This is a genomic window from Paenarthrobacter aurescens (genome assembly GCF_041549525.1).
Classification (GTDB): Bacteria; Actinomycetota; Actinomycetes; order Actinomycetales; family Micrococcaceae; genus Arthrobacter; species Arthrobacter aurescens.
In genome coordinates, this window is the sequence record NZ_CP157456.1 from 3,225,464 (window position 1) to 3,239,103 (window position 13,640).

Annotated in this window: 12 protein-coding genes; 6 read left to right on the forward strand and 6 right to left on the reverse strand. The window is 57.6% G+C overall.

All coding sequences use genetic code 11. The features are described 5' to 3' along the window. The first annotated feature begins 596 nt into the window (after nucleotides 1–596). The 3 genes from ABI796_RS14935 to ABI796_RS14945 all read left to right on the forward strand — a co-directional run bounded on the left by ABI796_RS14935 (nucleotide 597) and on the right by ABI796_RS14945 (nucleotide 4,986). Nucleotides 597–1,856 (forward strand): DUF4012 domain-containing protein, encoded by a 1,260-nt coding sequence (locus ABI796_RS14935; RefSeq protein ID WP_246095668.1) that lies wholly within the window; start codon nucleotides 597–599, stop codon nucleotides 1,854–1,856. A gap of 175 nt (nucleotides 1,857–2,031) precedes the next feature. Next, nucleotides 2,032–2,658 carry an LPXTG cell wall anchor domain-containing protein gene (locus tag ABI796_RS14940; RefSeq protein WP_141281410.1) on the forward strand — a complete coding sequence of 209 codons (627 nt, stop codon included), beginning with the start codon at nucleotides 2,032–2,034 and terminating at the stop codon, nucleotides 2,656–2,658. Nucleotides 2,659–4,215: 1,557 nt separating this feature from the next. Next, nucleotides 4,216–4,986, forward strand: coding sequence for an SGNH/GDSL hydrolase family protein (locus ABI796_RS14945; RefSeq protein ID WP_141281408.1), 771 nt, complete (start codon nucleotides 4,216–4,218; stop codon nucleotides 4,984–4,986). Between the two features lie 557 nt (nucleotides 4,987–5,543). On the opposite strand, the gene ABI796_RS14950 is transcribed toward ABI796_RS14945, so the two are convergent. From ABI796_RS14950 to ABI796_RS14960, 3 genes are all read right to left on the reverse strand, one after another. Next, nucleotides 5,544–5,753, reverse strand: a complete 210-nt coding sequence (locus tag ABI796_RS14950) for a hypothetical protein (protein WP_141281406.1) — start codon at nucleotides 5,751–5,753, stop codon at nucleotides 5,544–5,546. A gap of 366 nt (nucleotides 5,754–6,119) precedes the next feature. After that, a complete protein-coding gene (locus tag ABI796_RS14955; RefSeq protein WP_141281404.1) occupies nucleotides 6,120–6,941 on the reverse strand; it encodes an alpha/beta fold hydrolase in 822 nt (273 codons plus the stop codon). A 44-nt stretch (nucleotides 6,942–6,985) separates the two neighbouring features. Then, nucleotides 6,986–7,894 carry an alpha/beta fold hydrolase gene (locus ABI796_RS14960; RefSeq protein WP_141281402.1) on the reverse strand — a complete coding sequence of 303 codons (909 nt, stop codon included), beginning with the start codon at nucleotides 7,892–7,894 and terminating at the stop codon, nucleotides 6,986–6,988. A gap of 244 nt (nucleotides 7,895–8,138) precedes the next feature. Here ABI796_RS14960 and ABI796_RS14965 point away from each other — a divergent pair, with 244 nt between their 5' ends. Next, nucleotides 8,139–8,558 (forward strand): hypothetical protein, encoded by a 420-nt coding sequence (locus ABI796_RS14965; RefSeq protein WP_141281400.1) that lies wholly within the window; start codon nucleotides 8,139–8,141, stop codon nucleotides 8,556–8,558. Next, entirely contained in the window at nucleotides 8,555–9,319 is a 765-nt protein-coding gene (locus ABI796_RS14970; protein WP_141281398.1) for a hypothetical protein, read from the forward strand. Before ABI796_RS14965 ends, ABI796_RS14970 begins: the two co-directional genes overlap by 4 nt. Before the next feature lie 25 nt (nucleotides 9,320–9,344). On the opposite strand, the gene ABI796_RS14975 is transcribed toward ABI796_RS14970, so the two are convergent. Then, a complete protein-coding gene (locus ABI796_RS14975) occupies nucleotides 9,345–9,575 on the reverse strand; it encodes a helix-turn-helix domain-containing protein (protein WP_141281396.1) in 231 nt (76 codons plus the stop codon). After that, nucleotides 9,568–10,035, reverse strand: a complete 468-nt coding sequence (locus ABI796_RS14980; RefSeq protein ID WP_141281394.1) for a hypothetical protein — start codon at nucleotides 10,033–10,035, stop codon at nucleotides 9,568–9,570. The genes ABI796_RS14975 and ABI796_RS14980 overlap by 8 nt, the downstream gene beginning before the upstream one ends. A 190-nt stretch (nucleotides 10,036–10,225) precedes the next feature. Between ABI796_RS14980 and ABI796_RS14985 the strand changes: the two genes are divergently transcribed. Then, entirely contained in the window at nucleotides 10,226–11,680 is a 1,455-nt protein-coding gene (locus ABI796_RS14985) for a hypothetical protein (protein ID WP_141281392.1), read from the forward strand. Between the two features lie 286 nt (nucleotides 11,681–11,966). Here the strand turns inward: ABI796_RS14985 and ABI796_RS14990 are convergent, their stop codons facing one another. Then, complete coding sequence (locus tag ABI796_RS14990) at nucleotides 11,967–13,394, reverse strand: TrkH family potassium uptake protein (RefSeq protein WP_141281390.1); 1,428 nt, start codon at nucleotides 13,392–13,394, stop codon at nucleotides 11,967–11,969. Nucleotides 13,395–13,640 lie beyond the last annotated feature (246 nt).

Here is a 13,640-nt window from a genome sequence, read left to right on the forward strand (position 1 = left end):
TGAATGAGGCTATAGCAGCAATGTCATCGAGATCTGGCACTACTCCAGTTCGCTCCACGCGCATCCTGCGGAAGCGCATTAAAATCATCAGCGTCTTCACTGCAGCAGCAGCTATTGTTCTGCTCGGAGCAGCAGCATGGATGAGCTCAATAGCAGCGACCATTAACTCGGAACTGCAGAGTGCCACGCGCCTAGTGCCAAACCTAAAGGCTCAGATAGCCGCAAACGATGCGGAAGGGGCAACCCAAACTGTTGAAGACCTAATCCGACACACTGGGGCAGCCCGGGATGCTGCTGATGACCCCGTATGGACTGCAGCCACAGCAGTGCCGTGGCTCGGCCCCAACGTGCAGACGGCCACTGAAGTTGCACGGTCCGCGGATGATGTAGCTCGCCTCGGGGCAGTTCCTTTGGTGAACGCCTTTCACTCCCTCAACTGGGCAACGCTGGCACCATCCCCCTCTGGTATGGATCTTGAACCACTCAAAGATGCGGCTCCACAAGTCGATGCAGCTGCTCACGCAGTTCGCGAGTCGTCTAATCGCTTAAATCAAATTGACACGCAAGGCCTGCTACCCTCCATCTCAAGTGCCCTGGTGGAAGCACGAACGGAGCTTTCGGGCCTAGGTGATCAACTCGACATTGCAGCCGACGCGGCAAGAATCGCACCCGCGATGATGGGTGCCGACACTCCACGACGATATCTGCTTCTCATGCAGAATAATGCGGAGTCGAGAGCGACAGGTGGTATCCCCGGCGCGTTGGCCGTCCTCGTCATCGATAAGGGCTCCATGAACTTGGCCTCCCAAACCAGCGCAACAGCCCTAGGGAGTTTCGTTCCGCCCCTACCCGTTGATGCAGAGCAGCAGGCAATATACTCGCCACGCATAGGACGCTTCATGCAGGACGTGAACCTCACTCCTGACTTCGCCACAAGCGCGGCCACTGCCCAAGCCATGTGGGAGGAGCGAACCGGCGAACAGGTAGATGGTGTACTCTCCCTTGATCCCGTTGCGCTTAGCTTCATACTTGAAGTCACCGGTCCCGTTAATATTTCGGACCCTCTGGTTCAGCAGGCTGGAGCGGGCTTGCCGACCGCACTGACTGGCGGGAACGTAGTCCAAACACTCCTGTCGGATGCGTACAAAGCGATCGAAGAACCGAAGCTCCAGGACGTCTACTTTGCGGGCGCCGCAAAAGAAGTTTTTGGTGCTTTGTCGTCAGGGAAAGCCGATCCCAAAAAACTCCTTACTTCACTCGCAAAAGGCGTCGAGGAACGGCGCATACTTCTTTGGTCCAGCGCTCCCGAAGAGCAGACGACATTAGACCGGTACCCACTGGGCGGAAGGATCGCTGGCGCAGCCGTAGCACCGGCCCAGTTCGGCATCTACTTCAACGACGGAACAGGCGCGAAAATGGACTACTGGGTAAAGCGCTCCGTAAAAGTAGTCAAAGACTGCACTCGTGATGGATACAGAGAAGTCACAGTGAAGGTCACGAGCACCAATACTGCCCCAGTTGACGCCCCGACGTCTCTGCCTAAGTACGTCACAGGAGCTGGAGCCTATGGTGTACCGCCAGGTTCCGTGCAGACAAATATTGTTGTCTACGGTCCTGCTCAATCGAATATTGACACTGTTGTCAAAGATGGAGAGAAGGTGGCATTCGCCGCTCAGAGCCACAGCAACCGAGCAGTAGGAACGTCCACGATCCGCCTCGCTCCCGGCGAAAGCACTTCTTTAGAGTTCAACTTTGGCCACATCGTTCAGCACTCAACGCCGGAAATCGTAGTCACACCCACAACCCAGCCAGCAAGTGATGTGATCCAAGCCACGAGCAAGTCTTCATGTGAATAGGACAGAGGAACTCATGAATCCTTTGTAACGGGTCTGGAATTTCTTTGCTGTCAGTGCACTTTGAATGGTAAGTTCTAAGTGGGCAGCACACTGAGATTTCGCTTACGTTCACGTAGGGTCTCGGAAATCTCCAACCACCACGTCGTAACCACATTAGGTCTCAGGGGGGACACACATGAGGAAATCTCTCGCAGCACTTACGCTTGCAGGATCCATCGCACTTCTCGGCGCAGTACCGGCCGTAGCTAACAATGCCAACTATCCGGCACCCAACACCAGCGTCGCTGTATCCGATGCCTCCGTTGCACCGGGTGAAGCTTTTGTTTTTAGCGGAACAGGCTTCATCCCAGGAGAAGGCATTACAATCACCGTGACTCCTACGGGTACTCCTGCGGCAAGCGCCGGCAGCGTTTCTGCTGGCAGCCTTGCCGTTTCGAGTCGCATACCGCTGGCACCATCCACATTGAGCGCAACGGCTGATGGAAACGGTGCATTCTCCACTCCGATCGTCATTAATGAACCTGGTGCCTATACCTTGACGGCAACCGGCAACTCCTCCGGAGTGACCGTTGGTCCCGTCACTGTAGTCGTCGGCGGCGCTGCCCTATCGAACGCTGGTGGAAACTCTGCCGCCGGCACGGGTACGGACTTGGCTAACACCGGCGGCGTCCCACTCGCCAACACCGGTGCTGACTCAAGCCTGATCCTGTGGTCCCTTGTGGGAGCAGGCGCGCTGGCCGCCGGCACCGCATCTGTTGTCGTTGCTCGTCGCCGGGCAAAAGGCACCGAGGCTTCTGCATAATTCGAGCTTTAAGTCTTTGAGGGTGGATGCCAGCTGAACACAAGCTGGCATCCACCCTCATTTATTGTCTTGGTTGTACCAACAAACGAAGCTTGTGGTATTCATAGAGACTATGGGGCGGCATTGGCGAAGAGGCAGGTGGCATATTGAAATGCATATGCCAGCATTACGCCTACGGTTACCTCCAAATTTTAAACAGTTCGTCCCCATAGTGCTACTAGCTGTTGCAGCAGTAGCGACGAGTGTCTGGGCCCTATTACGATCCTCATGAACACCCCTCATTCGGGACTTAGCGGTGCGCGCAGACCTTGCCGACTTCGGCACTTGAGCCACTAGTCTTATAAGGTGCGGCCCAGCATCGCACTGCTCTCCCACTCGTAATATAGCCAGAATGATGGCTCGTCCATCGAGAATTCTGCAGGCAGCTGACAGGTCTGGACCTGTTAGTCTCAATTGACATATAGGGACCGCTGGTCTTCGCAGAGGGTCGCTTCTCGACCCATCAGTCGTTCGTCACGAATGACCTTGTCTGTGTTTGTAAGGGCTTGTCTGTGTTTGTAAGGGCAAACTTACAATCCAGCTCGGGCGAGAGCCCTCGAGCAAGCAAGCCGGCTACCTGGTACCTTGACCTAAAGCCCCCTGAGGTGCATCCAACTCGGGAGTGCGGCATTGTGACAGAAACACCAAGTCATCGCGATATGGAAAACGGTGCACGTCAGCTTTCTGGATAAGGACCTACGATACGTCTTGCCCCGCGCCTTCGAGCGTCCGACGGCACCACGTACCCCGCCCCGGTCCGGTCCGGTCCGGAAACACCTTGTACTGCGGCTAGCCAGTCACCGGATGTTTAACTGAATCAATAATCGCGAACGTCCAATAATATTCGCACGGCATACGCATTCACCGCTTTCCTCGGAAGAGGCCGCCTCCCGAAGAGAGTACTCGACAGTTCAAGGTGATTCATAAACAAGAGGCACAAATGGAAAGCAGAATTATGATGATCAGGGTGGCACGCCCAAACTTATGTTGCCCAAACGGGCGTGCCGCTGCCAAGTAGTCTGGTTGCAGCACCACTGGCCTCCCGCCATCAGTCACGTTGACACCTTGAGGGGACCGTAAACCACTTGGCCTATAGACGTAAGCCGAAGTAGAACTGGCCCAAGTGAAGCTCACATCAGTCTTCCGGTTCTTCTAACCACAACGGCGACGATGGTGAACGTCGCCGTAGGCCACGCCCTCGGAGCGTAGTTGACCCTTCTCTGGTTCTGTCGCGTCAGCTGGTGGAGGAGCTTGCACCCTGGAGAGGGACAAAGTATTGCAATTGGGGAAGGTCGCTAGAATTCATCTACCTTCTTGCAACATAAGGCAACGAACCCCGAGACGGTGCCTGCGGTGTTGGGTCACGGTCCTACCTGTCAGCCATTTAGAATAGCCGGGACTCTTCCTGAGAGGACCTTACCCCGCCAATTGCGATGCAACTTTTTGACTTCACGCCGCTTATGCTGGATGCGGTTTGCGTACTACCGCGTGACCTGACGATAAATTCTTGGGGGAATCGTGGCCCTTAGCCGCCTCACTCGCCGCCGCCTCAAGCTGGCCGCCTTTAGTCTTGGAGCTGCTCTTGCCGTGGGGGCCGCCTCAATTCCGTTCTACTCAACCTCAGTCGCGATCCAATCGCAGCCTCCGGTGTCTGCACAGGTTGCCGACTATCTTGCGCAGTCAAAAGCGAAACCTTCGCCCCAGCCGATGAAAGTTATGGCCGTGCTCGGCGATTCATTCTCGTTGGACAAACCGGACTATTGGCACCGGCGCGCAGCTGCCTGCATCAACTATCAGCCCTTCGTGTCCGCAGTCGGAGGGTCCGGTTTCGCGCAGCCTGGACAACACCAGCAGCCATTCGACTTCTCAGAGCGCGTTGAGGCAGTGACCAAGAAGAAGCCAGACATCATCATCTTCGCCACGGCATTCAACGATGCTGCCTACACCGAGTGGCAGCCTGAATATGTCAGGACCAGGACACTAGAGACTATTGCGACTTATAAGTCGCAGCTGCCTGAAGCCAAGATCGTCATTATGGGTCCGTTCTGGGCTGTCGACCCCCTGCCGACTAAGATCACCAACAATAGGGACATTCTCGCGGCCGCTGCGAAGGAGGCTGGGGTGACCTATGTAGATTCCTCTACCTGGGTGCGCAAGAAGGAGGATCTGGCAGACAATGACGGCCAGCATCCAACGGCGTCGGGGCATCGGCTCATCGCGGATAACCTACTTGCCAAACTTCGCGAGTCCGGGCTGGTAAGTCCGAACGTCGAATGCGGCATCCTGTAAGCACCCGGGACGTTGGATTTCCCCGTCACAAGGTCAGCTCCGTTGTAATCACACACTCATCGATCCTGTACGGAACCCCAAGCTAGCTATCCCCGCCCAGCATCCGACTCCTTCCGCGACCTCCCCGTGCCCGTACGGTTGAGGTGGGGTCCCCGGGAGGGAAAAGACGGTGCCGTAAGTGACGCTCGAGGCTTGGCTGTGGTGCAGGTCGAGCCATCCGGGGCCTGCTCGTTCTCCGCCAACGGCAAATCCTATGGAAGGCCCGTGCCCAAGGTACACCCGAAGTTGTTATTTATGTGTCACCTCTCGTTCAGGTACGTGGCTGAGAGGGAGCTACGGTTGGTGAGCATCTGCTAACGCGCATAGACAATGTCGGTCGACTTTCTTCACTGCGGGCTCAGACGTCTGGTATGCAGAAAGGATACGTAACCGGCCCTATACGGACCTCGGTCAGTCCATGTGCTTCATCCCATCAGAAGCAAGGCATGTAAAGACTAACTTGCGCTGTCCCACCTCCTTGGAGCGAGACAGTTCCGTAATGGGTCTGAGGCTGCGAGTTATGTCGTCGCTTTCCGCTTTTTCCAACGCGGAGGGATCCACATGTGCGTTGCGAAGAACGAGGTCATGAACCAGCCGGGCAGGGAGTAGGCCCACTCAGGTTGGTAAATAGTGATGGGAGCGGAAAGCTCCGGATCCATAACTGTTACGTCGTATCCCATGGCGTAGCCATACAGGGTCAGTCCAACGCTGAAAATCAGACCGAGCATGGCAATCTCGCCATGATTGATCCACCAATGCCGAATTCTAGGTATTCGGCGCACGGGCCACCCGGCTAAGGACGTCAACACTATTGTCAGCGCGGGGAAGAAACCTAAAGCAAAAAGAACCCCAAGGGGACCGCCTCCGCCTCCGGCAGCCAGCACGACAAAAACTGGCGCAAGTACTGCGTAACCGAGCAGAACCCGACCGCCGCCCACCATCCAGTCGACTCGGGTTTCGTTCCGTCTGCTCATAGGGCGCGGACCCAGCTCCGCCGATTCACCAGTCGGAGTTGTCGGTTCTCGGAAGGATGTCATGGTCATAGAGAATCACACTGGTTGCTTTGCGACTGCACAAGTGAACGTTTCCCGAACTCACGGTCGCTTAGATAGCTCGCCCAGGAAGGTTGTCACGTCCTCTGCCACTCGCTCCGGACACTCCCAAAGAACCAGATGACCGGTGTCCTCGTAGATCTTCAATCGTGCGCCATTGATGCGGCAAGCCAGGGTTTCTTGATGCTGCCGCGGCACCAAGTGATCGAAGGCTCCACAGAGCATAAGGGTTGGAACGGAAATATCTCCGGCTTCGGTGGGAGGAACGGCCTCGTAGAAACCCCTCAGGGAAGCCTTCCAAATCGACGCCGGCATAGCGAGACCGTCTCTTACTCGATCATCGATGTAGGAAGTCGGCACAGGGTGAAGCAACCTGTACCAAGATAGAGACTCGCGCATCCACCTTTCCGAGATGGGCTCCGTGAGCAGCTCGACTTCGTCTGCAAATGGTGGCTTCCCATGCAGGCTCAGCGGTGCACCCACCAACGTCAGGGATGCAACAAGATTCGGACGATCGACAGCGAGTTGCTGGGCAACATAACCACCGCTGGACGAGCCCAGGACGTGAGCTTGTTTGACGCCTATGGCATTCATTAGAGCAAAGACGTCCTCAGCGATTTCGTGCAGCGAATAGCCGTTTGCCGGCTTGTCCGCACCACCATGACCTCGCAGGTCAGGAGCCACAATCACGAACGTCGGAAGTGAGTCAATAAGGCGATCGAAACTCCGCCAGGATTCGCCCCACGCATGCAATAGCAGCAGTGGCGCACCGCCGTCGTCGGCTGTTTGTTCAAGATTGCCTTGCACAAAACAGGGCACGCTGATCCCGGTGTTCAAGGAGACGGTCCTGATCTCGGACTCCATGGGCCCAGCGTACGCTCGCCCCGCCCCAGGCCGGAAGGTGCGTGCTAACCACGCACCCCCTCCCAATCCCTGAACCCATCCGCGACCTCATCCGCGTGCGTGTGGTGGAGGTAGTGCTCGCCGGGTAGAGGAACCACGGTGCCGTTGGTGACGCTCGCGGCCTGGCGGTGGTGCAGTTCGAGCCACTCCGGGGTCTGCTTGTTCTCCGCAACAACGAACAGCAGCAGCGGCAAGTCCTTCGGGAAGGTTGTGCCCAATGCGTTCTGGAAGTTGCTCTTGATATGGCCCATCTCGTTCAAGTAGGTGGGTGAAAGGGAGTTCCTGTTGGCGAGCATCTGCATCTGCTCACGGGCATGATCTGTGTAGGCCACGGTGTCGCTCGCGGAGGAGGCAGCAGTCATGAGTCGGAGCAGGCCCAGGTTCTTCGCTGCCAGCATCAGACCCGTGGGGTACTCGGTGTCCATGCCCGGCTGTCCGGGGACGGACGTATCGATACCCACGAACGCGGTCACCTCCTCCGGGTAGCGGGCGGCGTACTCGATGCCGTAGATGCCGGCGATGGAGTGACCCATCAGGGTGTAGCGGTCAACATCCAGCGCCTCGAGTGCACCGTGAACTTCCTGCACGATGTTCTCCGTGGTCCGTTCCTTCTCAGTGCCATCGCTCAGGCCATAACCGAAGGGCTCCACCACAATCACCCGATGGTCGGTGGCCAGATCCCGGACCAGCGGCCCGAAATCCAGCACCGGGGACGCGGTGCCAAACCCAGGCAGAAGCACCACGTTCTCCTGCCCCGCCCCGGTGATAAGGACATTCATCTTGCCGCCGTCCACAGCCACTCTTTGCCCGTAGGACTCGATCCGGTGACTCTCCCCCTCAGTCGCCACCGCATTCACAACGGTGGTGGTGCCTAACCCGATCGCCAGCACAGCACCAACCACGGTGATCCCCACGAGCAACTTCCTAACAGACTTCCTCAACCGTGCCTCTCCCAGGGCACACGTTGCGCCCCACGCATCCAGCCTCGCGTGTTTGGGGTTCCGTCCGCGTCACCCCCAGGTGGTCACTTGGGTAGTCCTTAGGCGGTACGTGCGGGTCATCCTTGCGATAACACTTCCCGGGTGAAGGAAACGCGATGCCGTCACGCTCCAGGTCGGCGGCATGTAAGACCAAGGAACGGCCGGATAGGCTGTGGCAATGAGTCCGACAACTACCTGGGCGGTTGCCATCGATTTGCAGCTGTTGCCGGACACCGGACGGCACCACCCTTTGCCCGGCGGCAGTTCACCAGAACGTAGATTCACTTACCGGCCGAACTGGGGTCTGCCAGGTTGGCCCGACGGTGAGCAGACTGCAGCTCCCGTGCTGGGCTTCTCTCGTGCAAACCTTCACCCAGGCGAGTCAGTGCGCGCAGTCATAGTGCCGCTCTTCCCGGAGGCCGTACCAGCGTGGTCTGAGGTTCTGCCCGATGATGAGCTCCGAATGTACGAGGGTCTCCGGCTCTGCGGCGTGGGAACCGTGCTCTGGGCCGAACAGGCGACCTTGCCGATGCCTGACGATGAACAGGAACAGCTGCTGTGCCGGCTCGCTGTCCCACAAAAAGGCGGACGGCCATGAAAGTCATATACAGCCCGTTCCTCACCCATGACGGACAAGGAACAAGAGACCCAGGTTCATGGTTGACGATCGACGCTGAATACCACGTGGTCTCGCTGCTTGCTCATCCGGGCCGCGGTGTTAATCTGCAGCTTCTGACCGATGACGGTCGTAGCCTTGCCTGGTTCGACTCAAGGGCCTTCATCACTGTGGATGGAAGTGTGCCGGAGACGTGGGAGGCCCGCATCCGTGAGGGTGGCACACTGGCATTCGCACCGCCCAGCTGGCTCGTGCCGGGCTTCTGGGAGGACTACTACGACGGTGATCCCGCGGCCGTGGAGATCGTCGATACAGAACTGAGCAAGATCACCGGAATCCCACGAGACCCCGGGCTCTCTGATCTCGTGGCGCCGATGGATTCACTCCAACTCCGGTTTGCAGCTCAACAGGTAGCCGACGCGCGTGGAACAGACCCGTGGAAAGGCTTGATGCTGGTGCTGCTGCACTTCATCAAAGAACTTTCTCCGCCAAAGGAACTAGAGCCGTTCATAGCCACAGTTGACGCCTACTGGACGTCCGGCAAGGGAACTCCGGCTACTCTGGAATCACTCAAGGAACGATGCTGGGATTATCTGGATCAGTTCGAGATGTCCACGCACTTGGAAAATTCCGGGACAAGATACGCGCGCACCCTGTTGTGCATTCTGGAACCGTTAGGCGATGAAGAAGCCAGTTCCAACACGGCGGACTGGTTCGCTGGGGTTGTTTGGGACATCTGGTGACTCGCTACGGGGATCAATCCGGTACTTACTCAGCCAACTCGCCGGCGGCGATTCGCTCTGCAGTCTGCCTGTAAGCCTCAGCGATGTAGTCTTCCACGTCGGTAACAGCAATACGCCACACGTTCCGGCCCCCAATCTGGATGCCCCGCAGGTCACCGGACTTGAGCGACGCCCTGATCTGGCTCACGGACACGTTGAGTTCCTCAGCCACCTGCTCAACGGTCAGGAAGCGAGGTCGCTTGATGTCCTCAGGCACGCTTTGCCAACAAAAGCTTGATCGCCTGGACCACAATCCCCACGATGAGAATCAGCATGAAGAGACCAGGGATCCGGCCGCTGGTGGTGGCGTAGTCGAACATGTTGACGGCAGTGAATGTCAGCGCCAAGCCTGAAAGGACAAGCGCGGCAATGAGCGGAAGCTTGGATGTGCTTCGTCGAGCAACAATGTTCCAGATTCCGACGCCAGCCAAGGCTAGGAAGTAGAGAATATTGAGAGCAATATAGCCCACCTGTTCTGATCGTTCAGCATCGGTGAGGGCTTCCAGCTCCGACCCATAAGTTGAGTAGAGCCAGACGAAACCCGCTGCAGTGACCACTGAAAATATAACGAGGCCGACGCCGATGGATGTTCGCGCTTTGCGGGTTTTACTTGGGTCGTGTTCCACGGAGACCGTGGATGCAGGCAGGTCGCCTGGGCGAGGTACTTGAAGGCTCATAAGGGCTCCAGTTCAGAGTGCAGTAGGAACTCTTGTGTGCCCCCATCGAGAATAATGTAGCAGTGCGCACCGTCACATCCAGCCATTCTCTTACTCCTGGTTTCTGCTTCCGTGGGGCGCTAACGTCTATGCGAAGTCGGTTGTGGGACGCTTTACGGGAACCCCGATTTTCAGGAACAGGAAACGAACCATGCCACCGCGCCAAAGCCCTGCCCAAAAATTGGCTGCCAAGCTCCTGCTTGGCGGCGAATGGGCGCCCGTGACCAACAGGATCGGGTTCGTTAAAAGGCCGGTGGACCAGGCCGCCGTCGAGTGGCGTAAGTGGGTCCAGCGCAGCAACCATCAGGCGCGTGACGGCATTGGCGTCACCGAGCATCAGGGCACTTTGACCGAGCTGCTCAGTAAGCTCTTGCCCCTAGGTTATGGGAAGCGGTGGCTGCTTCTGGAGACGGCAAACCCTGAGTGGACCGCTGTCATGCAAAACTCAATTCGTGACGAGCATTTTCATCACCCGCTGCGTCACCACCTTTCTGAGGCCAAGGGAATTCCCACCATTGAGGTCAACGACGAACCCAAGAACATGAAACGTATGGCCACCGAAATGGCCCGGGGACGTTGGGGAGGCCGTGATCTGACGGTCTACGATGAAGCCGGTTTTCGGAGGTCGCTGAGTCTCTATCACTCCGAACCATGGAAATTCAGTCACGGTGGAGAGCCCTACGACTTCGAAAACGTCGAGCAATATTCGGCGCCGCGGCCCCTGGATAGTTTCCCCCACGAGACGTTGGTTAACATCTGCCGCAACTTGGGACTGGATCCCTTCGAGGAGGACTTCTACGTCCCCAACGGACGGGCATTCATCGTGGAGCTACTTTTCGAAGGAAAGAGCTCGGACGAGAAGAAGTACACGCTGGCCGAGGCGAGGGCGGGACGTGAGGACATCAGTGTTCCCCGGGTTGAGGACCCCGTCATCGGCAATGCCCTCTACCCTTCGGGTTCTGCGAACCCAAACCCAGACGAGGTCTTCCCGGTGACAGGATTTGAGCCCTACACCAAGCCGACCCCGTGGGACCAGGCCGTGAAAGAGTTCGAAGAGTGTCTAAAGCGCTATAGCAGCTACCCAGTGCGCGCGTCCCTCAGTGAAGGCCTGGAAGAACTCGGTATCCTCGCCTCACCTACACACGCATCGGGTGGGACTGGCAGCACCAGCATCAGCGTTAGGGCGACGCCCACGTTGTTGGAATCACCATTGGCTGTCCGCGAATACACGGCAGCCTTCATGATCCTGCAATGGAGGCGGGCTGATGATTCGTCCGCTTATGAGTCCTTCTATCCCAACCGCAAGCAGATGGCGGCAATCCGACGGATCTACAAAGAGCAAGGCCTCTACCCCTTCGATGTGGATCCCAACGGCGTCTACTTCAATCTTGCAGTGGACAAGATGATCCGCACCGTTACCAGGCTGCGGCTGACAAAGGAACTCGTAGAGTGGGAGGCTTCCCTCCCGGCACCCGTCACTGAGGAAGCAGCAGCAAGGAGAAACAGATCCTGCGCGTGGGATATCCGGATGCACATTCAAGAGCACGAAGACCAAATCTGGAACTCCGAATTGGACGATCGCGTCCACACGCTCAGCACCATCTGAGGCCCCCTTGTTAGGGCGAAGGGGCCGGACAATTGTATTTGGGTACCTTGTCCGGCCCCGGCCCTGCGGTTCGTCCAACCGCCAACTATTGGGGGTTTATTGGAGGTCGTTCCTGAGCCGCTGAGATCAGTAAAGTCCAGCGCCTAGTGCCTGAACACGAGTAGTAGGTACTCGTCTTTCGGCCTTATCCGAGAGCCGGCTACTTGCTGCGTCGGCCTTTTTCCTTGTGATTCCGGGGTTGAATGCCGGAAGCCTACTGTTTCAGGACAACTGAGCCGGAAAATATTCAGCCAATAATTGGCCGCTCCTCCGGGAGTTGGAACAACCTCGGCCGTGATGCCAATGCGATGGCTGACGCAACGGTGATGGTGCCAATGCGGCCGGTGAACATCAAGGCCATCAGTACCCATTCGGCAGTGGGCGGCAGGTTGTACGTGATTCCCGTGCTCAGTCCCACTGTTCCGAACGCGGAGATGGTTTCGAAGAGCACTTTCTCAAGACTGTAATCGGTGGTGATCAGAAGCAGCATCGTCCCGAGGATCACGGCGCCGACGCCCAGCAGGGCAACGGTAAGAGCCTGGCGCTGGGTGGAGGAACTGATGGAACGGTGTGCAATGGTCACCTGCTCGCGTCCGCGGACTTCATTCCAAATGGCGAATCCCAGCACCAGGAAGGTGGTGATCTTGATGCCGCCAGCGGTTCCTGCGCTGCCGCCACCAATGAACATCAGAACGTTGGTGACCATGAGCGTCTCAGGCGTAGCTACACCGTAGTCGATGCTGTTGAAGCCAGCCGTCCTGGGAAACACACCACCAGCCAACGATCCCAGGATCTTTCCCCCGAAACTCAGCGGGCCGAGGGTCTCGGCACGGTTCCATTCAAAGGCGGCGAACAGCGCTATGCCCCCAGTCAGCAGCAGCAAAGAACCATAAACGGTCAGCCGGAGATGAATGGTCCAGTTCCTGAACCTCAGGGGGTCCCTCATCAATTGGATGATCACAGGGAAACCAAGACCACCGGCGATGATGGCTGCGCAGATGGGAACGATAATCCAGGGGTCCTCGGCGAAGCCGATAAGGTTGTCGCTATACAGCGCGAAACCTGCGTTGTTGAAGGCGGACACTGCATGGAACATGCCGTGCCAAAGAGCCGTCCCCAGGATGTTGTTGTCATAGGCCACCCAAAAACGTGCCGTGAGGACAAGCGCCGTCGCTGCCTCGAAGAAGACCATGATCTTCAGGACCCTGAACAGCACGGACTTAACGTCACCGAAGTTCAACGTGTGGGTCTCGGATTGAGCCACGAGTTGCCCACGCAGGCCAATTGTTTTGCGGACGAACAGGGCCAGCAGGGTTGCCAGGGACATGATCCCGAACCCTCCCACCTGGATAAGCCCCAGAATCACAGCGTGACCGAATGGAGTCCAGTATGTGGCAGTGTCCACGGTGATCAGGCCGGTGACGCAAACAGAGGAGACGGCTGTGAAGAAGGCCGTTGTGACAACATCTTCGCCCTCACCGGTTCGCGATATGGGCAGCATCAAAATGAGCGCGCCCAGGATAATCACGGCCAGGAACGCCAACGGGACTGAACGGACCGGGTGCAGCAGCGCAGTCTTCAGCCGTTCGCCTTCCCGGCCAATTGACTGCAGGACTGGGTTGTGGCGGAGCAGGGAACGTTCGGCTGCGGGCAGCTTTTCCGGGGCGCGCGTCATCTGACCTCCAGCCAAGGATGTCTGATCACTGGTTCCCTTTCCGGGCAGCCCTGTAGCGTCCCACCCGTGCCGAAATTAGCACCGCTGAGCTGCCGCCAGTGGGGAATGAGACATTTCTTGATGATTCCTTAACGCCGGCCGTTAAGAGCGCATCAAGATTTGGGTCGTAGGCATTAAGGAACCGTAAGGAAACGCTTTTCGCCGGGTTAGCAGGAGTTGACTGTCATCGGCCCTGAAAAGGGGCCC

What these genes read in the sequence shown, in the direction of transcription:
- ABI796_RS14985 (WP_141281392.1), top strand. Translation starts at nt 10,226, where the DNA reads ATGCCACCGCGCCAAAGCCCTGCCCAAAAATTGGCTGCCAAGCTCCTG.
- ABI796_RS14990 (WP_141281390.1), bottom strand. Translation starts at nt 13,394, where the DNA reads ATGACGCGCGCCCCGGAAAAGCTGCCCGCAGCCGAACGTTCCCTGCTC.
- ABI796_RS14970 (WP_141281398.1), top strand. Translation starts at nt 8,555, where the DNA reads ATGAAAGTCATATACAGCCCGTTCCTCACCCATGACGGACAAGGAACA.
- ABI796_RS14965 (WP_141281400.1), top strand. Translation starts at nt 8,139, where the DNA reads ATGAGTCCGACAACTACCTGGGCGGTTGCCATCGATTTGCAGCTGTTG.
- ABI796_RS14940 (WP_141281410.1), top strand. Translation starts at nt 2,032, where the DNA reads ATGAGGAAATCTCTCGCAGCACTTACGCTTGCAGGATCCATCGCACTT.
- ABI796_RS14950 (WP_141281406.1), bottom strand. Translation starts at nt 5,753, where the DNA reads ATGCTCGGTCTGATTTTCAGCGTTGGACTGACCCTGTATGGCTACGCC.
- ABI796_RS14980 (WP_141281394.1), bottom strand. Translation starts at nt 10,035, where the DNA reads ATGAGCCTTCAAGTACCTCGCCCAGGCGACCTGCCTGCATCCACGGTC.
- ABI796_RS14955 (WP_141281404.1), bottom strand. Translation starts at nt 6,941, where the DNA reads ATGGAGTCCGAGATCAGGACCGTCTCCTTGAACACCGGGATCAGCGTG.